Here is an 18,330-nt window from a genome sequence, read left to right as displayed (position 1 = left end):
CGGGGTTCACCGGGTGCGGTGGGATTCGACGGCGAGGGTGAGGAGTTCGCCCCACCAGGCGTCGCGGCCGCGGACGAGGAGGTGGCGCGCCTCGTCGGGGGTCATCGCGCGGACCTCCACGACCTGTTCGCCGTCGTCGGGGTTGGTGGGCGCGGAGTCCACCACCACCTCGGCCCAGCCCCACAGCCACGCCTTCTCGGGGTGCGGCTGCCAGGGCCGGTACGGCACCGGGTGGTCGGTGACGGCGCGGTGGGCGCCGATCCAGGTGGGCGGGCCGGCCAGGCGGGCGCCGGCCTCCTCGCGCAACTCCCGTACCAGGCAGGACTCCACGGACTCGGCGGCCTCGCGGGTGCCGCCCGGCAGGAACCAGTGGCCGCGGGCGTCCCGGCACAGCACCACGCGGCCTTCGGTGAAGCCGACCACGTGGATGTTGGTGATCAGCTCGTCCGGGGGCAGTTCGGCCGAGAACTGCGCGTCGATCCCACCCCAGGCCCAGCGCTGCGGCGCGTGCAACTTCGGGAACCGGGCCGCGAGGTCCGCGAGTTCCCCTGCTCTCTCGGTAGTGTCCGTCATTGATCGATAGTAGTCCTCCGGGGCGGTTCAAGGCGGTTGGCCTCGCTGAACAGCTCCGGTCGGGCGGGTGTCCACCGGGCTCACTCCGCCGCGGTGAACACCGACCGGGCCGCCGCCCGGACTTCGGCGCACGGGTGCGCCCGCAGCTCCCGCAGCGCGGCACGCCACTCCTCGGGCCAGCCGAGGGCGGGTGCGGAGCGGGCGAGGACGGAGGCGGCCAGCAGCCCGGCGGCCGTCCGGCCGTCCCCGCACAGCGGCCGGATCGCGGCCAGGACCAGGCCCGGTGGGACGGCCGGGAGGCCGCCCGCGCCGGGAAGCAGCTGGGCGGTGGCCGCAGCGAGCACCGGCCGTCCGTCCAGGGCGTCCGTCAACTCCGCCAGGGCAAAGGCCAGTTCGTCGCCGTCCTCGGCGCGGGACACCCGCTGCCGCAGCAGGGCCACCTGATAGGCGATGAACTCCTCCTCCTCGGCGAGCCGGTCGGCGAGGGCGGCGGCCAGGGCGGTGCCCGCGGGGCCGTGGTCGGCCGGGGGCGGCGCGGTGAGGTGGGCGATCCGCTGCCGGGCGGGCAGGTCGCGGTCGGCGAGGGCGTCGGCCGGCTCGGTGCGGTGGGCGGCGAGCAGGTCGGTGAGGGTGCGGTCGAGCAGGCTGCCGGGCTCCGCGCCGCCGGCCGGGTGCGGCAGGCCGGAGCCGGCCACGGTGCGCAGGGCGTCGGCGGCGGCCCGCCAGGTGGCCCGCTCGGTGAGGTCGGCGGTCCGGGTGCGGAGCGGTTCCAGGTCCGGGGCCGGGAGATGGGCGGCCCAGGCGGGCAGGGCGGCGAGGGCGGCCCGGGCGACCTCGGGGTCGGCGCTGGAGCAGACCTCGGCCACCAGGCGGGCGTACCGGGTGCGGTGGGCCCCGGCTATCCGCTCCGGGGACGGGCCGAGGACGGACCGGCGGACCTGGGGGACGGCGGAGCCGGCGGCCTCGGCGAGCAGCGGCCACACGGCCTCCTGGGCGAGCAGGCCGTGGGCGGAGCCGATCACGGCGGCCTGGACGTCCGGGTGCTGGCCGGGCGCCCGGTGGGCGCGGACCAGCAGGTCGGCGGCGACCGGTCGCGGCAGGTGGCCGGCGGCGAGCCGGACGGCCTCCTTGCGGGCGGTGACCTTGCTGCCCTGCGGCTGGGTGAGCAGGGCGCCGAGCAGGCCGGCGAGGTCGCCGGGCGGGGTGAACCGGGCCACCCGGGAGGCGGCGAACACGGCCACCCGGGCTCGGTCGTCGCCGGTGTGGGCGAGCAGGGTGGGCAGGGCCGCGACCGGGTCGTCGGTCCAGGCGAGGGCGCCGAGCGCGGCCTCGGCGAGGACCACCTCGTCGGAGCCGGTGTGCGCGGAGACCAGGGCGAACCCGACCCCGGGGAGCTGGGCCGCGGCCCGGACGGCCCAGGCCCGGTCGGCCAGCGGACGGCCGGTGCTGCGGGCGGTGGCGTCGAGCAGCCGGGCGGTGGCCCGCCACTGGCGGGGCAGCCAGCGGTCCGACTCGTAGGTGTTCGGCATCGGCCGCAGGGTGCCGGCTTCGAGGAACCGCCCGTACGGGGGCTCCTCGGCGAGCAGCGGGTCGAGCAGGTCGGTGCGGGTGCGGGCCAGTTGCCAGGCGACCCGGGGGAGGGCGGCGGCGGAGGGCTCCAGCGCGAGGATCCGGGCGAGGGTGCCGGAGCGGCCCGCCGGGGGTTCCAGGAGCAGCCCGATGGCGGTGCGGACGTCGTCGTCCGGGCCGAGCCGTACGGCGTGCCAGAGCAGTCCGGTGAGCTGCGGCATGGCGTGGGCGCGTCGGCCGAGCGAGGCGGTGAGGGAGAACAGCAGCCCGTACCGGCCGTGGGCGGCCGCCTTCTCCAGCCAGGGGCGGAGCGCCTCGAACACCTGGTGCTCCTGGCCGCGCCGCAGGGTGTTCTCCAGCCGGCCGAGGCGGGCGCCGCCGGTCCGGCCCGAGAGCCCGTCGAGGGTGCGCAGGGCCCAGTCGAGCAGGGCGGGCCGCAGGCCGAGGGCGTGTTCGCGGAGCACGGCTACGGCCAGGGCGCGCAGCGCGTCCCGGGTACGGGCGGAGAGGTCGCGGGCCTGAAGGGCGTCGGTGGCGATCCGGTCGAGGCCCGGGGCGGAGGTGTCGTCGAGCAGGGCGGGCGGGACGGTGGCGAGGGCGGTGAGCGCCGCGGCCCTCACCGGGTCCTGCTCGTTGCGCAGCCGTGCCATGGCGGTGAGGACGCTGCGGACCGCGGCCGGGTCGCCGGAGCGGCCCGCGTTGCCGACGAGCAGCTCCCAGGCGAGGGCCCGGTCGGCGGCGTCCGGGCGGCCGACGGCGGTCAGCAGCTCGGGACCGGCCTCGGCCGGGTCGAGGTGGGCGCGCAGCCGGACGGTCTCGGACCAGGGACGGCCCTCGGCCTCGGCCTCCGCGGCCAGCCGCCGGGCCTCGGCGATCCGGCGTCGGCGCGTCAGCCGGTGCAGCACCTGGTCGACCAGGTGGACACGGGTGAGGCGGACCTCCCCGGCGGCGGCGTCCAGGAAGGCGTCGCGGCGGCTCGGCGGTACGGCCCTGAGCAGCGCGGTGAAGTGGCCCGGCCGGTTGAGCCAGCGGGCGCCGAGCAGCGGCAGCGAGGGCGGGTCGGCCTGGGCGAGCCGGCGCAGTACCTGGGCGCTGGGCACGGCCTCCAGCGGCCGGGCGTCCCGGCTCGGCGCGATCAGCACGCCGACGGTCCGTTCGGCGTCGGCGGCGGCCAGCCGGCCGAGGCAGGGCCGCAGCGGGTACGGGAAGATCCGCGGCGGGAAGCGCTCCAGCAGGTCGAGGACCCGCTCCGGGCGCAGGGCGGCGGCAGCGGCCAGCCGGTGCGAGGCGAACTGCCACCAGCCGCTGCGGCGGGCGGCCGGCATCGCGGCGAGCTCCCGCTCGGTGTGGTCGAGCACCACGTCGGGGTGACGCTCGGTCAGCAGGGTCCAGCTGCGGACGGCGTGGCCGAGGGCGGGCAGCTGCCGGGCGGTGAACGCGGCGGAGCAGGCCGGCAGCAGGCGGGTCGCCTCGGCGTCGCCCCAGCACTCGCGCAGCCGGGGCAGCAGCCGTTCGGCGAGCTCGCTGCGCCGGCCCAGCACCACGGCCCGGGCCAGCCGGGAGCGGACCGCGGCGGGGGCGTCGAGCAGGGCCGCCTCGACGGCCTCGTCGGGCACCGGCAGTGTCCGGACGGCGGCGATGGCGTAGCCGCGCACCACCCGGTCCGGGTCGGTCAGCCGCTCGGCCAGGTAGCCGGTCTCCCGTCCGGCCGAGGCCGCCAGGGCGGCGATCCGCCGGCCGTGGAGGCCGTGCCGCTCCAGGTCCCGGAGCAGGGCGGGCAGTTCGCCGGCGGCGGCCAGCGCGCGGGCGGTGCGGGCGGCCGTACGGGTGCGCTCCGGGTAGGGCAGCGGGTCGAGGGCGGCGAGCAGGTCGTCGGCGCTGGTGATCGGCATGGCGCCCATTGTGGCCGCCCGGCCGGCCGCCCGGTCCACCGGTTATTCCCGTGAGTGGCCACCGGTGGTCGAGGGCTTGGGAGTCCACGGGCCGGTCCGGCCGAGCGGGCCGGTGGGAGGGGTCACCAGTCGGCGACCTGGTAGTCCTTCAGGAAGACGCCGGAGAGCGGGTCGCCGGCCTCGCCGCGGACGATCGGGTCGTAGATCCGGGCCGCGCCGTCCACGATGTCCAGCGGGGTGCGGAAGCCGTGGGCGGCGATCCGGGACTTCCGCGGCGCCGGGTTCTCGTCGGTGATCCAGCCGGTGTCCACCGCGCACATGTGCACGCCCTGCTCGGCGAGCCGGGCGGCGCTGGTCCGGGTGAGCATGTTGAGCGCGGCCTTGGCCATGTTGGTGTGCGGGTGGCGGGGCGTCTTGTTGCGGACGGCGAACCGGCCCTCCACCGCGGAGACGTTGACGATGTAGCGGTTGCGGTGCGGGGAGGCGAGCAGCAGCGGCAGCAGCCGGTCGCAGAGCAGCGCCGGGGCGAGGGCGTTGACCAGCTGGGTCTCCAGCACCTCGGCCGGCTCCAGGGCGCCGAGCGTGGCGGACCAGGAGTTCTCGGGGGCGGCGTCGGGCAGCAGCCCGGCCTCGTCGGCGACGGCCGGCACCCGGCCGCCGGGCCCGGCCGGAGCGAGGTCGTGCTGGGACATGTCGGCCGGGGACAGCTCGGCGGCGGGCCAGGCGCCGGTCAGCGCGGGCATCGGACGGAATCCGGGGGCGTGCAGGACCCGGGCCCCGGCCGGGAGTCCGCCGTGCTCGCCGGCGGCCAGCAGGGCGTACGACTCGGGCGGGCGGCGGAGGGTCTGGGCGGCGTTGTTGACCAGGATGTCGAGCGGGCGGCCGTCGGCGCGCAGCCGCTCGCACAGGCCGAGCACCTGGCGCGGGTCGCGCAGGTCGATGCCGACCACGGTGAGCCGGTCGAACCACTCCGCGCTGCCCTCGGCGGCCCGGAACCGCCGGACGGTGTCGTGCGGGAAGCGGCTGGTGACGGTCAGGTCGGCGCCGTCCCGGAGCATCATCAGGGCGAGCTGGAAACCGATCTTCACCCGGCCTCCGGTGAGCAGCACCCGGCGGCCGCGCAGGTCGCAGGTCAGCGACCGGCGGGCGGCGTTGTCGGCGGCGCAGGTCGGGCAGAGCAGGTGGTAGAAGCCGTCCAGCCGGCGGTAGGCGACCTTGCAGACGTAGCAGTGGCGGGCGCGGTGGAGGGTGCCCACCGGTCCGCGCTGTGCGGGCAGGGCCAGCGGGGCGTCCTCGCGCCGGTCGGCGGCGCCGGTGACGGTGGTGGCGGTGAGGGCGGCGTCCGCCCGGGTCATGTCCTGGTGGCGGTCCTTGCGGCGGCGGTGCCGGCCGTCCCGGACGAAGGACGCGGCGACCTGCTCGGCGCGCAGCCGGTCCGGGTGGTCCAGCGGGAGGGCGCGCAGCCGGCCCACGGTCCGGTGGAAGGCGGCCAGCTCCTCCGCGCCGGGCGCCGTGGCCGTGGCGGGCGCCGGCTCCGTGGCCGGGTCCGTCGCCGTGTCCTGTGTGTCGGCGTCCTGTCGCACCGTCGCTCCCCCCAGTCCCGTTCCGGTACGCCCCCGGGGCCGGCCGGGGCCGGTGCCGTCGTGGCGTCGCGGGGGCGATCGTCCGGGGGGACCCGGGGCCGAACCGGCGTGGTCCACCGGGCCGTGATGGCGCGTCCTCCCCTGCGCCGCCCCGAACGATCTGCGCATGCTAGCGCGGGCCCCTCCGGTCACGCCGAACATAAATCCGGGGGCCCGCGCTCACTCCACGCCGCACAGCCGCAGCAGTGCGGTGGTGCTGGCCGCGGCGGCCACCACCAGCGGGAACGGGGCCCGGCGGAGCGCGAGCGCACCGGCCACCAGGACGCCGGCGGGCCGGGCCCAGCCGGCGAAGCCGTGGCCCTGGGTGAGCGCCGCGGTGGCGGCGAGGGCGACCAGCAGGACGGCGGCCGCGACGGTCACCAGCTCGCGGACCCGGTCGGGCATCCGCAGCCGGTGGCCCAGCAGCGGGCCGGCCAGCCGGAGCGCGTAGGTGCCGGCGGCCAGCAGCAGGACGGCGAGGACGGGCATCAGGGCACCTCCTGGAGGCCGGGCTCCGGGGCCGTGCGGCCGTCGCGGTCGCCGCGTCCGTCCCGGCCGGGGCGGCGGACGGCGGTGGCCAGGGCGGCCAGGGCCACCAGGACGGGCAGCCCGGGGGGCAGGAACGGGGTGGCGGCCACCGCGATCGCGGCGCCGAGCAGGGCCGCCGTCCCGGTCCTGCGGTCGGCGAGCGAGGGCAGCACCAGGGCCAGCAGCACGGCCGGGAAGGCGGCGTCCAGCCCGAGCGCGTCGGTGTCGCCGACCGCCTGGCCGGCCGCCGCGCCGAGCAGCACGGAGAGGTTCCAGATCACGAACAGGGCGACGCCGCAGACCCAGAAGGCGGCCCGGCGGCGCTCCCGGTCGGTGTGGCGGAGGGTGAAGGCGGTGGACTCGTCGGTCAGCAGGTGCGCGCCGAGCAGCCGCTGCCACCAGGGGCCGCGCAGCACGTCGGCGACGGCGAAGCCGAACGGCAGCAGCCGGGCGTTGAGCACCAGCCCGGCGAGCACGCCGGCGAGCGGGCCGCCGCCGGCCAGCACCACGCCGACCGCGGCGAACTGCGAGCCGCCGGCGAAGACCAGCACGGACATCGCGACCGGCACCCAGGCGGGCAGACCGCCGGAGACGCTGATCGCGCCGAACGAGGCGCCGACGAGGGCGTCGGCGAGACAGACGAGGGCGATGTCGCGGAGCGTGCCGCGATCCAATGTTCGCCATGACGAACGCATGTCCACTAGAATGAACAGCAGCTGGAGCGTTCGTCAAGGCGAACAACTGGACTCATGGAGCGAACACGTGGCAGAGGCCTCCCCCCGCACCGACGGCGCCGAGCAGACACCCACCGGCCTGATCGCGCTGATCGCGGGATCCATCCGGCGCGAGCGGGAGCGCACCGGGCTGTCGATGAGCGAGCTGGCCAAGCGGGCCGGGATCGCCAAGTCCACGCTCTCCCAGCTGGAGTCGGGCGCCGGCAACCCCAGCGTGGAGACCATCTGGGCGCTCGGGGTGGCGCTCGGCGTCCCGTTCAGTCGGCTGGTCGACCCGCCGCGGCCGCAGGTCCGGGTGGTCCGGGCCGGCGAGGGGCCGGTGACCTACTCCGAGCGCGCCGACTACGCGGCCACCCTGCTGGCCTCCTGCCCGCCGGGCGCCCGCCGCGACCTCTACCGGATCGAGGCCCAGCCCGGCGAGGTGAAGGTCTCCGAGCCGCACATGGCCGGCTCGGTGGAGCACCTGCTGGTCGGCTCGGGACGGGCCCTGGCCGGCCCGGTGGAGGAGCCGGTGGAACTCGGCCCCGGTGACTACGTCTGCTACCCCGGCGACGCCCGGCACGTCTTCCGGGCCCTGGCGGCGGACACCGTCGCGGTGATCGTGATGGAACACGTCTGACCGGCGTGGCCCGGACGGTACCCGGGCCCGCCCGGGCCACGGGGTCACCAGGTGGGCGCCGGGACGGTGGTGATCCCCAGGGTGCTCCGCTCCGGCAGCACGTTCGCGCCGATCACCGCGAAGAAGTACGGCACCATCAGCTCCATGAACCGCTCGGTGCCCGCGGTGCCGAGCGCCTCCCACGGCCCGGCCGCCAGCTGGTCGGTGAGCCGCTCCACCTCGTTGCGGCCGGCCCGGCCGAGGTCGGTGACCCGTCCCTCGCCGTCCAGCCAGCCGCGCGCGGTGAGCCGCTCGGTGGCGGCCGCCCACTCGGGCCCGGTCCAGCCGCGGCCGGCGAAGTTCTCGGCCGGCGCGGCGCCGATCGCGGCGAAGGAGACCAGAGACTCGCACGGGTCCAGCCCGGCGGCGAGCAGCGCCGCCAGGTGGCCGTCGCCGCGGTGCTCGCGCAGCACGGTGGCCGCGTGGAAGAGCGCCAGGTGCGGCTCCTCGGGCCAGGGCAGCGCGGCGTTGGCCGCGGCCAGCGGGCGGCCGGCGGTGAGCGCCGCCTCGGCGGCCCGGCGGGCCAGACCGACCAGCTCGGGGAGGTCCGGGCCGTCCAGCAGCTCGCCGAACAGCGCCCGGTGGGTGGCGTCCACCGCGCGGAGCCGGGCCGCGAGCACCTCCGCGGGCTCCGCCACCTCCCACGCCGCCGGCAGGTGCCGGGCCACCAGCGCGGGGCTGAAGCTGTAGAACGCCGAGGCCACCTGCTCCGGCCCGACCGGGCCCAGCGGCGCCGCCCGCCAGGCGAAGTAGCTGGGCCAGCGGTCGTCGACCGGATACCCCAGCGCCCCCGCCTCGGCGAACGCCTCGGGCGCGAAGTACAGCACCGCGTGGACGGGCTCCAGGTGGTGCCAGGCGCGGCGCGGCAACCCGCGGTCGATCGGCATGGGTCTCCTCGGCGCGAGCGGGGCAACGGCGGTCCGGACCCGATCGAACACCACCGCCCGTCCGCATGTCCACCGGCGGAGGCGCCAACCCCCGCCGGTGGAACCTGATCTGGCGCCGCGTCAGCCGGTGTAGGCCGCGAACAGTTTGGAGAACTCGTACGGCGACTGCGCCACGTTGGTGCACTTGTAGAGCGGGCCGGTGCAGGCGTTGGCGTCCCGGGTCATCTCCCAGAAGGACAGCATGCCCAGGTGGTTCTGCCGGGCGAAGGCCACCAGCTGCCGGGCGTCGCCCTGGTTGAAGACCCCGTGGTCGTCGTTCTCGCCGAGCATCGGCGTGACGGCGGTCATCTTCCACAGCGCCGCGTCGCTCTTCGCCGGGTGGAGCGCCTTCAGCTGGTCGCGGGTGCTCTGCGCGGCGCGTACCGCGTTGTCCCCGTAGTCGGTGCCGGCCCGGTTGTAGTCCATCGCCATGACGTTGACCAGGTCGAGGTCCACCCCGGCGTCCCGGGCCGAGCGGACCACCGCCACGCCGTCCTCGGTCAGGCCCTCGGGCAGCACCGGCAGGGTGAGCGAGACCTTCAGACCGGGGTGCGCCCGCTGCAGCCGGGCGAGCGCGGCCGAGCGGCGGTCGTTGGCCGCCCGGTCCACCACGGCCGTCCCCTCGATGTCGAAGTCGACGTACCGCAGGTCGTACGCCTTCACCACCGCGTCGTACTCGGCGAACAGGGCGTCCACCGTCGAGCACGCCTGGCCCAGTTCGGTGCCGGAGGCGCCGCCGAAGGACACCTTGACGTCCCCGCCGGCCGCCCGGAGCGCGTCGATCTGCTCCCGGCCCCAGCCGGTGCGCGGGTCGTAGGCGTTGAACCAGGTCGCCTTGCAGCCGGTGGAGGTCACGAAGGCCAGCGTGAAGGACTTCAGGTTGCCCGCCGCGGCCAGGTCCTTCAGGCTCGGCGTCGGCCAGGCGCCCATGTCCACGTACGGGGCCACCGGCACCGCACCGGCCGGCGGCGGGGTGGTGGTCGAGGTGGCCGTGGCTGACCTGTGAGTAACCGTCAGGATGCCGGCGGGTGTGACGGATTGCCGACCTTCGCTTGACGTGGAGTGCGCTCCAGCAGGCAGGGTGGCGCCACGTCCGGAACCGACCGAAGGAGAACCCACCGATGCGTACCACCCCCCTGGGCCGGAGCGGACCCGAGGTCGGCGCGGTCGGCCTCGGCTGCATGGGCATGACCTGGGCCTACGACCCGAAGGGCCGCGACGAGGCCACCTCCGTCGCGGTGCTGCGCTCCGCGCTGGACCTGGGGATCACCCTGATCGACACCGCCGACATCTACGGCCCCCACGACAACGAGGAGTTGGTCGGGCGGGCGCTGGCCGGCGGGTACCGCGAGCGGGCGGTGCTGGCCACCAAGGTCGGCCTGGTGCCCGGCACCGGCGGCGCCCCCGTCGCCCGCAACGGGCGGCCCGAGCACGTCCGGGCCTCGATCGACCGCAGCCTGGCCCGCCTCGGCACCGACCACGTGGACCTGTACCAGCTGCACCGGGTCGACCCCGAGGTGCCGATCGAGGAGACCTGGGGCGCGCTGGCCGAGACCGTGACGGCCGGCAAGGCCCGGCGGATCGGCCTGTCGGAGGTGACCGTGGAACAGATCCGGCGCGCGCATGCCGTCCACCCGGTGGCCTCGGTGCAGTCCGAACTCTCGCTGTGGACCCGGGACGCGCTGGCCGAGGTGCTGCCGTACACCGAGCGCGAGGGCATCGCCTTCCTGCCGTTCTCCCCACTCGGCCGGGGCTTCCTCACCGGCCGCTTCGGCTCGGCGGAGGACCTCCCGGCGGACGACTGGCGGGCGAGCCTGCCCCGGTTCCAGGCGGAGGCCCTGCGGGCCAACCTGGCGCTGGTGGAGAAGGTCCGGGAGATCGCCGCGCGGGTCGGCGGCACGCCCGCCCAGGTGGCCCTGGCGTGGGTGCTGGCGCAGGGGCGGTACGTGGTGCCCATTCCCGGCACCAAGACGCCGAAGTACCTGACGGAGAACGCCGGTTCGGCGGGGCTCACGCTCACCGCGGCGGACCTGGCCGACCTGGACGCCCTGCCGGCGCCGGTGGGGGAGCGGTACTGAGACCGGCGGCGGGGGGTCTGCGGGGGCTCTGGGGGTGACGTGAGCGGGTGACCCGAGGGCCCCGGCCGCTTGCCCGCCGGGACGGTGCGTCAGACCACGGCGAGCCGGTCCACCAGCAGCTCCACCCTCTGCGCGGCGTCCTCCGGCAGCAGCCGGCCCGCCCGGGTCAGGGTCGCAAGGCCGTGCAGGGACGCCCAGAACACCTCGGTGAACAGCCCCGGCTGGACGCCGTCCCCGGCGACCTCGCCCAGGCTCTCCATCAGCGCGGCGAAGGCGTCCTTCAGCGGCTCCGGGGTGTCCTCCCGCGCGTACGGCAGGCCGCCGTCGAGCTGGAACAAGGCGTCGTAGACCGCCGGGTTGCGCTCGGCGAAGTCGAGGTAGGCCCGGGCGAGGGCGGCGACCCGCTCGCGCGGGCCGTGCGCGGAGGAGGCCGCCGCCCGCACCGCCACGGCCATCTCGGTGGCGCCCTCCAGGGCCACGGCGCCGATGATCTCGCGCTTGCCCCGGAAGTGGCTGTAGAGGACGGGCTGGCTGTACTCGATGCGCTCGGCGAGCCGGCGGGTGGTGACCGCGTCCCAGCCCTGCTGCTCGGCGAGTTCACGGGCCGTCGCCACGATGAGGCGCTCGCGGACCGCCCGTTCGCGTGCCTTGCGTTCCTGGACCGACATAACCCGGATCCTAGCACCGCTAGACAGGAGGGCGGCGGCAGTACTAGCGTTGCTCACATCAGCTAGCAGTGCTAGATCCCGGGAGGGGAGCCATGCTCGGCACACTCGAGGTCATCACCACCGTGCTCGTCGGCCTGATGGTGGGGGTGGAGTTCTCCGTCGCCTTCGTCATGAACCCGATCTTCAACGCCCTCCCGGAGGACGGCAACCAGCTGGCCCGCTCCCACGGGGGCCGGATGCTCGGCGCCGTGATGCCGTTCTGGTACGTCGGCTCACTCGTCCTCGTCGCGGGCTGGGCGGTCGCGGGACGGCACCACCACGGCATCGGCCTCGTCGTCACCGCCGCCGCGCTGCTGATCGTCAGCGTGATCATGTCGATCCTGCTGCTCGTCCCGATCAACAACCGGGGCAGGACGTGGACCCCTGACAACCGGCCCGCCGACTGGAAGCGGCAGATGAAGCGCTGGGACCGCTTCCACTACGTCCGCGTCGCCGTCATCATCGCCGCCTTCGCCCTGCTGGTCGCCGCCCTGGCCTGATGCCGAAGCCCCCCGCCACGAAGCGCACCGAGCCGGCGACATGGCCAACGTGCTGGCCCATCACGGCTCCATGGCCACGGCGCTCGGCGTCCACTGCCTGACCGCGACGCTGATGGTGGTCAACGGCCTGCTGATGATGCACGAGACCCGCAGGGTCGCGGCCGCTCCGGCGACGCCCGCTCCGCGGCCCGCCCAGGCGTGTATCGCCACGAGGCCCCCGGGAACAGCCGCTTGCGCGGTGAGCCCGCGTGGGCGGGAGAGCCTGCTCGTGCGGCGGGTGCGGGTCGTGTTCCGCCGGCCTCGCGCAATCCCGCGTCCGCGGGCACGTCGCTTGCGCGGAGTGCCCGCGGACGCGGGGAAGCCGGCGTGCGGGCGGGAGCTATGCGGGGGTGATCCAGATGAGTTGGCGGCCGGTTTCGGAGGGGGCGGTGATGGGGGCGTCCACGGTGCGGTCCAGGTGGTAGCCGAGCCTGCGGGGGACGGCGGCGCTGGGGGCGTTGGCCTCGTCGCAGTGGATCTCCACCCGCTCGATCCCGGGCAGCGCCAGCGCCGCCTCGGTGAGCGCCCGCGCGGCGTCGGTGGCGATGCCCCGGCCGACGTGGTCGACGTGCACCCAGTAGCCGATCTCCAGGGCGCCCGCGCCGATCCGGCCGTGCAGGCCGAACGCGCCGATCACCGAGCCCGGTTCGGCGTCCAGACCGGCCACGTACATGAAGTCCGTCCCGGCGTCCCAGGCCTCCTCGCCGGCGCGGGCGAGCTCCAGGCTCTGCTCCATCGGCGCGGGCGCCTGCGCCCAGGGCATCCAGGGCCGGAGGTGGTCGAGGTTGGCGCCGCCGACGGCGCTGTTGAGCCCGGCGGCGTCCGCGAGCCGGCGGCGGCGCAGGTGAATCCCGCCGGTGAGCGGGATCAGCTCGGGCGGCCGCCCGGTGCTGATCGGTCGGGGGGTGGTCTCGGAGGCGTCACTGGTCAGGCTCATGACCGGATTATCCCGGCCGGGAGCCCTCCCCACCAGCAGTTTTTGCGGTGCGCGGTCACGGCGGCCCGCCGTGGTCGGCCCGGCGGTCAGCTCTCGGTGACCCGGCCGTCCGCCACCACGAGGCGCCGGTTGACCGTCACGGTCTCCAGCATCCGCCGGTCGTGGGTCACCAGCAGCAGCGTCCCGGTGTACGAGGCCAGCGCCGACTCCAACTGCTCGATGGCGGGCAGGTCCAGGTGGTTGGTCGGCTCGTCCAGGACCAGCAGGTTCACCCCGCGGGCCTGGAGCAGCGCGAGCGCCGCCCGGGTCCGCTCGCCGGGGGAGAGGGTGTCGGCCGGGCGCAGCACGTGGGCCGCCTTGAGGCCGAACTTGGCCAGCAGGGTCCGCACCTCCTCCGCGGTGAGCTCCGGAACGGCCGCGCCGAACGCCTCGGACAGCGGCTCGCCGCCGAGGAACAGGCCGCGCGCCTGGTCCACCTCGCCGACCACCACGCCGGAGCCCAACGCAGCGTTGCCGCCGTCCAGTTCGAGCCGGCCGAGAAGCGCGGCCAGCAGCGTGGACTTGCCCGCGCCGTTGGCGCCGGTGATCGCCACCCGGTCCGCCCAGTCGATCTGGAGGTCCACCGGGCCGAAGGAGAAGTCCCCGCGCCGGGCGACCGCCGCGCGCAGGGTGGCCACCACGGCGCCGGAGCGGGGGGCGGCGGCGATCTCCATCCGCAGCTCCCACTCCTTGCGCGGCTCCTCGACCACGTCCAGGCGCTCGATCATCCGCTGCGTCTGGCGGGCCTTGGAGGCCTGCTTCTCGGTGGACTCGGCGCGGGTCGCCCGCGCCTTCTTGTCGTTGTCGCCGCCCTTGCGGCGGGCGTTGCGGACGCCGTGCTCCATCCAGTTCCGCTGCATCTGCGCCCGGGCCTCCAGCGAGGACCGGGTGTCGGCGTAATCCTCGTACTCCTCGCGGGCGTGCCGGCGGGCGATGGCCCGCTCCTCCAGGTACGCCTCGTAGCCGCCGCCGTACAGCTTCACCTGGCCCTGGTGCAGGTCGAGTTCCAGCACCTTGGTGATGGTGCGGGCGAGGAACTCGCGGTCGTGGCTGATCAGTACGGTGCCGGCGCGCAGGCCCTTGACGAAGGACTCCAGCCGCTCCAGGCCGTCCAGGTCCAGGTCGTTGGTGGGCTCGTCGAGCAGGAAGACGTCGTAGCGGGAGAGCAGCAGCGAGGCCAGGCCGGCCCGGGCGGCCTGGCCGCCGGAGAGCGCGGTCATCGGCAGGTCCAGGCCGACCTTGAGGCCCAGCGAGTCGGCCACCTCCTCGGCCCGCTCGTCCAGGTCGGCGCCGCCCAGGTCCAGCCAGCGGTCCAGCGCCTCGGCGTACGCGTCGTCGGCGCCCGGGCGGCCCTCCACCAGGCCCTCGGTGGCCTCGTCCAGCGCGGCCTGCGCCCCGGCCACACCCGTGCGGCGGGCCAGGAAGGTGCGGACCGACTCGCCCTCGCGGCGCTCCGGCTCCTGCGGCAGGTGTCCGACGTTCGCGGTGCCCGGGCTGAGCTTCAGCGAGCCGCCCTCCGGCACGTCCAGGCCGGCCAGCAGGCGCAGCAGGGTCGACTTGCCCGCCCCGTTGACCCCGACCAGCCCGATCACGTCGCCGGGGGCGACGACCAGGTCCAGGCCGGAGAAGAGGGTGCGGTCGCCGTGGCCGGCGATCAGGTCCTTGACGACGAGAGTGGCGCTCATGATGGCCCGATTCTACGGGGGCGCCCAGGCCCGCCCTCCCCCGCCGGAGGGAGGCCGCCCCCTCCCGGGCGGGATCCGGCCGGCGGCCGCGCCGGGGTTGGCAGGCCGCATGACCTTCCTCCCGGTGCTGCGCTCGGAATGGACCAAGATCACCACACTGCGCTCGGCCTGGCTGGTGCCCCTCGTGGCCGCCGTCCTCGCCGTGGCCGTCTCGGCGGTCACCTGCGCCCTCATCGGAGACGTCCAGGACCTGCTGGTCCGCGACCCGAGCGTGGTCGTCCACTACGGCCTGCTGTTCGGCCAGTTGGGCTTCGCCGCGTTCGGCGTGACGCTGCTCGGGCGGGAGTACGGCTCGGGCGCCCTCGCCGGCTCACTGGCGGCGGTGCCCCGCCGCGGCCTGCTGTACGGCGCCAAGCTGGCGGTCGGCGGCGGACTGGGCCTCGCCCTCGGCGCGGCCACCTCCGTGGGCTCCTGCCTGGTAGGCCGTCCGTTCCTCACCAGCACCGCGATGGGCTGGCGGCACGCGGCGGCGGTCCGCAGCACGGTGGCCGCCGCCGTGTACCCGGCGCTGCTGGTGGTCCTCTGCCTCGGGCTGACCGCGCTGTTCGGCAACCTGCCCGCCGCGATGGGCGTGCTGCTGCCCGGCCTGTTCCTGGGCACCAGCCTGGTCGGTGCGCTGCCGGGCGGCCACGTCGTACAGCTGTTCCTGCCCGACAAGGCCGGCCAGTACGCGATGCGGCTGGCCGCGGACCCGGCCGCGGTCTACCCGCACGCCGCCGGGACGGCGGTCCTCGCCGGATGGGCCGCGCTCGCCGCGTACGCCGGCTGGCGCCGGTTCGAGCGGCGGGACGCGTGAGGGGCGCCGGGGACGGATGCGCGTCGCCGCCGGACGGCGCCCCCGTCGAGCCAGGTCGCCTGCCGCCGCAGTCGTCGACCGGGTAGCCACCTCCTGCCCGCACCCGGCACAGGCGAGGTCGGGCTCGTCCCTGCCGCCGAGGCCGCAGCAGAAGCCGTCGTCGCTGCGCCCTCCCCTGTCCACGCCGGCAGGCAAGTGTCACGGCCCGGCGAGGGGCGACACATTTCCGCGGTGAGAACATGCTGTTGGCAGCTCACGACCGCTGGTGGCCGTCCATGACGTGGGACACCCTTCCCGATGACCCGGTCCTCCAGCCGGCCCTGCGCCCGGTCATGACCGACCGGGCGCGAGAGCGGTACGTGACCCGGCCGATTGGCCCCGAAGCAGCGGAGAAGAACGCATGACGCAGAGCGCCCTCGAGCAGCTGATGGGCCGGGCCCGTGGCCCGATGGGCCCGGAGATCGAGCTGGACTTCGGCGTCGAGAGCGGGCCGCTGGCCGAACTCGGTCGGATGATCACCCATATGAACGGATTCTTCCTGTTCGACGCCGGTGTTCAGGTCTTCCGGGTCGGTGAGGAAGGCCTCGGCCACGACATGCTGTCCTGGAACACCGACGAGGTGTGGAAGGAGACCTACGGAGGCCTGGCGGACGACCTGTTCTGCTTCGGTCAGGACATCTTCGGCGTCCAGTTCGCCATTGTGGGCCGTGACCAGGTAGTCCGATTCAACCCCGAGACTGCCGGCGTCACGGAGATCGGCAGCAGCCTGGAGGACTGGGCTCAGTGGCTGCTGTCAGATCCCGACGTCAACGGTGCCAACGCCTTTGCGTACGCCTTCCAGAAGGAGAACGGCGCGCTCAAGCCCGACGAGCGGCTGGTTCCCCTGCAATTCTTCACGCTCGGCGGCACCTACGACTTCGACAACCTCTCGGTCAAGGACGCTGCCGACGCCATGCAGATCCGCGGTCCGATCGCGCAGAAGATCCACAGCATGCCGGACGGTGCCACGATCCACCTCGGCACCGACTGAAGCGTCGCCGTAGGCAGCTTTCCTGACTTCGGCTGGTCAGGGTGCCCATCAGAGCTTCGCGAAAGCTCACCCTGACGAGCCGAGGCAAGTAAATGCGTTGCGGGGTCCGGGCGGGCTGCGTAGCTTCATCCCCGGCCCTGCAGTCACACCGGATCGGAGTCAGGCCGTTGCTCTTCTGAGGTCATGAGACACCGCCCCCGCACCGCCCCTCTCCGGCGTTGTGCGGCGCGAGCGTGCGACCTCGGAGGACGAGCCGGCCCGATCGTGGCCCCCCTCCCGTGCGTGCCGCCCTCCGCGGTGTCTCCGTGCTGCCCCGCATCCACGGCAACCACGCAGGAGGCCCTCCATGGCACAACCCACGATCTCCATCCTCTGCACCGACCTCGCGTACGAGTGGCCCGACGGCACCCCGGTGCTCCAGGACTTCCACCTCGCGGTCGGCCCCGGCCGGACCGGCCTGATCGGCCTCAACGGCGCGGGGAAGTCCACCCTGCTCCGGCTGATCGCCGGTGACCTCACGCCCACCTCCGGCACCGTCCGGATCGGCGGCGAGATCGGCTACCTGCCGCAGGACCTCACCCTCGACGCCGGCCAGCGGGTCGACGAGGCCCTCGGCATCCGGGCGGCCCGTGAGGCGCTGCACGCGATCGAGTCCGGTGACACCGACGAGCGGCACTTCACCGCCGTCGGCGACGACTGGGACGTCGAGGAGCGCGCCCGCGCCACCCTCGACCGGCTCGGCCTGACCAGGCTGGAGCTGGACCGCACCACCGCCGAACTCTCCGGCGGCGAGGCGGTGCTGCTCCACCTCGCGGCCCTGCTGCTGCGCCGCCCGGACGTGCTGCTGCTCGACGAGCCCACCAACAACCTCGACCTGGCCGCCCGCGCCCGCCTCTACGAGGCCGTGGCCGGCTGGCACGGGGTGCTGCTGGTGGTCAGCCACGACCGTGAACTCCTCCAGCACGTCGACCAGATCGCCGACCTCAGGGACGGCGCCGTGACCTGGTACGGCGGCAACTTCGCCGACTACGAGCGCACGCTCGCGGCCGAGCAGGAGACCGCGGAACGGCTGCTGCGCAACGCGGAGTCGGATGTCCGGCGCCAGCAGCGGGACCTGGCCGAGGCCCGGATCAGGCTCGACCGCAGCGCCAGCTACGGCAAGAAGCGGGCGGTCACCCGGAACGACCCGAAGATCATCGCCGGGAAGTTCAAGCGGCAGGCCCAGGAGACCGCGGGGCGGATCCGCGGCATGCACACCGAGCGGCTCAACGAGGCCAAGGACCGGCTCACCGCGGCCGAGGAGGCGGTCCGGGACGACGCCGAGATCAGGGTCGACCTGCCGCACACCGCGGTGCCGGCCGGCCGGACGGTGCTCGCCCTGGACCGGGTCCGGCTCGCCCACGGCGCCCGGGCCGACGTGGAGCTGCGCGGACCGGAGCGGATCGCCCTGGTCGGCCGCAACGGCTCGGGGAAGTCCACCCTGCTGCGCACCATCGCGGGTGAACTCACCCCGGTGGAGGGCGAGATCACCACCCCGGTGACGGTCCGGTACCTGCCGCAGCGGCTCGACCTGCTGGACGACGGCCTGACCGTCGCCGGGAACGTCAAGCGGTTCGCCCCGGCGGCGAGCGACAACGCGGTGCGGGCCCGGCTGGCCCGGTTCCTGTTCCGCGGTGGGCGGGCCGACCAGCCGGCCGGCACGCTCTCCGGCGGCGAGCGGTTCCGCGCCACGTTGGCGGCGCTGCTGCTGGCCGACCCGCCGCCGCAGCTGCTGCTGCTCGACGAGCCGACCAACAACCTGGACCTGGCCAGTGTCCGGCAGCTCACCCAGGCGCTGGCCGGCTACCGGGGCGCGCTGATCGTGGCCAGCCACGACCTGCCGTTCCTGCGCGGACTCGGGATCACCCGCTGGCTGGAGATGGACGGCGAGCTGCTGCCGGTGGATCCGCGGTAGGAC

General features: G+C 75.3%; 16 protein-coding genes. 6 read left to right on the top strand and 10 right to left on the bottom strand.

Annotated features, from left to right (window positions below; all coding sequences use genetic code 11):
- Positions 1–6: 6 nt before the first annotated feature.
- The 5 genes from ABWK59_RS08785 to ABWK59_RS08765 form a co-directional block, all read right to left on the bottom strand.
- Positions 7–573 (bottom strand): NUDIX hydrolase, encoded by a 567-nt coding sequence (locus ABWK59_RS08785; protein WP_354639344.1) that lies wholly within the window; start codon positions 571–573, stop codon positions 7–9.
- A gap of 80 nt (positions 574–653) precedes the next feature.
- Complete coding sequence (locus tag ABWK59_RS08780; RefSeq protein WP_354639342.1) at positions 654–4,034, bottom strand: hypothetical protein; 3,381 nt, start codon at positions 4,032–4,034, stop codon at positions 654–656.
- Between the two features lie 122 nt (positions 4,035–4,156).
- A complete protein-coding gene (locus ABWK59_RS08775) occupies positions 4,157–5,527 on the bottom strand; it encodes an SDR family oxidoreductase (protein ID WP_354644876.1) in 1,371 nt (456 codons plus the stop codon).
- A 309-nt stretch (positions 5,528–5,836) separates the two neighbouring features.
- A complete protein-coding gene (locus tag ABWK59_RS08770; protein ID WP_354639340.1) occupies positions 5,837–6,145 on the bottom strand; it encodes an AzlD domain-containing protein in 309 nt (102 codons plus the stop codon).
- Positions 6,145–6,879, bottom strand: coding sequence for an AzlC family ABC transporter permease (locus ABWK59_RS08765; protein WP_354639338.1), 735 nt, complete (start codon positions 6,877–6,879; stop codon positions 6,145–6,147). Before ABWK59_RS08765 ends, ABWK59_RS08770 begins: the two co-directional genes overlap by 1 nt.
- A gap of 67 nt (positions 6,880–6,946) precedes the next feature.
- On the opposite strand from ABWK59_RS08765, the gene ABWK59_RS08760 reads away from it, so the two are divergent.
- Positions 6,947–7,537, top strand: a complete 591-nt coding sequence (locus tag ABWK59_RS08760) for a helix-turn-helix domain-containing protein (RefSeq protein WP_420492748.1) — start codon at positions 6,947–6,949, stop codon at positions 7,535–7,537.
- A gap of 44 nt (positions 7,538–7,581) precedes the next feature.
- Here the strand turns inward: ABWK59_RS08760 and ABWK59_RS08755 are convergent, their stop codons facing one another.
- Together ABWK59_RS08755 and ABWK59_RS08750 are read right to left on the bottom strand one after the other, a co-directional pair.
- Positions 7,582–8,463, bottom strand: a complete 882-nt coding sequence (locus tag ABWK59_RS08755) for an SCO6745 family protein (RefSeq protein WP_354639336.1) — start codon at positions 8,461–8,463, stop codon at positions 7,582–7,584.
- A 120-nt stretch (positions 8,464–8,583) separates the two neighbouring features.
- A complete protein-coding gene (locus tag ABWK59_RS08750; RefSeq protein ID WP_354639335.1) occupies positions 8,584–9,450 on the bottom strand; it encodes a chitinase in 867 nt (288 codons plus the stop codon).
- Positions 9,451–9,623: 173 nt separating this feature from the next.
- On the opposite strand from ABWK59_RS08750, the gene ABWK59_RS08745 reads away from it, so the two are divergent.
- A complete protein-coding gene (locus ABWK59_RS08745) occupies positions 9,624–10,580 on the top strand; it encodes an aldo/keto reductase (RefSeq protein ID WP_354639333.1) in 957 nt (318 codons plus the stop codon).
- 89 nt (positions 10,581–10,669) lie between these two features.
- Here ABWK59_RS08745 and ABWK59_RS08740 read toward each other — a convergent pair whose 3' ends face one another.
- The gene (locus ABWK59_RS08740; RefSeq protein ID WP_354639331.1) at positions 10,670–11,248 is read right to left on the bottom strand and encodes a TetR/AcrR family transcriptional regulator; all 579 of its coding nucleotides are present in this window, start codon (positions 11,246–11,248) and stop codon (positions 10,670–10,672) included.
- 92 nt (positions 11,249–11,340) lie between these two features.
- Here ABWK59_RS08740 and ABWK59_RS08735 point away from each other — a divergent pair, with 92 nt between their 5' ends.
- Complete coding sequence (locus ABWK59_RS08735) at positions 11,341–11,787, top strand: DUF1772 domain-containing protein (protein ID WP_354639330.1); 447 nt, start codon at positions 11,341–11,343, stop codon at positions 11,785–11,787.
- 379 nt (positions 11,788–12,166) lie between these two features.
- On the opposite strand, the gene ABWK59_RS08730 is transcribed toward ABWK59_RS08735, so the two are convergent.
- Together ABWK59_RS08730 and ABWK59_RS08725 are read right to left on the bottom strand one after the other, a co-directional pair.
- Positions 12,167–12,763 carry a GNAT family N-acetyltransferase gene (locus ABWK59_RS08730; RefSeq protein ID WP_354639328.1) on the bottom strand — a complete coding sequence of 199 codons (597 nt, stop codon included), beginning with the start codon at positions 12,761–12,763 and terminating at the stop codon, positions 12,167–12,169.
- Positions 12,764–12,849: 86 nt separating this feature from the next.
- Positions 12,850–14,487, bottom strand: a complete 1,638-nt coding sequence (locus ABWK59_RS08725) for an ABC-F family ATP-binding cassette domain-containing protein (protein WP_354639327.1) — start codon at positions 14,485–14,487, stop codon at positions 12,850–12,852.
- A gap of 109 nt (positions 14,488–14,596) precedes the next feature.
- Between ABWK59_RS08725 and ABWK59_RS08720 the strand changes: the two genes are divergently transcribed.
- The 3 genes from ABWK59_RS08720 (at position 14,597) to ABWK59_RS08710 (ending at position 18,327) form a co-directional block, all read left to right on the top strand.
- Complete coding sequence (locus ABWK59_RS08720) at positions 14,597–15,343, top strand: ABC transporter permease (protein WP_354639326.1); 747 nt, start codon at positions 14,597–14,599, stop codon at positions 15,341–15,343.
- 400 nt (positions 15,344–15,743) lie between these two features.
- Positions 15,744–16,373 (top strand): SMI1/KNR4 family protein, encoded by a 630-nt coding sequence (locus tag ABWK59_RS08715; RefSeq protein ID WP_354639325.1) that lies wholly within the window; start codon positions 15,744–15,746, stop codon positions 16,371–16,373.
- Positions 16,374–16,719: 346 nt separating this feature from the next.
- Positions 16,720–18,327: an ABC-F family ATP-binding cassette domain-containing protein gene (locus ABWK59_RS08710; RefSeq protein WP_354639323.1), complete on the top strand. Its 1,608-nt coding sequence runs from the start codon at positions 16,720–16,722 to the stop codon at positions 18,325–18,327.
- Positions 18,328–18,330 lie beyond the last annotated feature (3 nt).

It is taken from the genome of Kitasatospora sp. HUAS MG31, from assembly GCF_040571325.1.
Classification (GTDB): Bacteria; Actinomycetota; Actinomycetes; order Streptomycetales; family Streptomycetaceae; genus Kitasatospora; species Kitasatospora camelliae.
The sequence above is the reverse complement of the archived record's forward strand: the minus strand, read 5'-3'. Positions and strand labels throughout refer to the sequence as shown.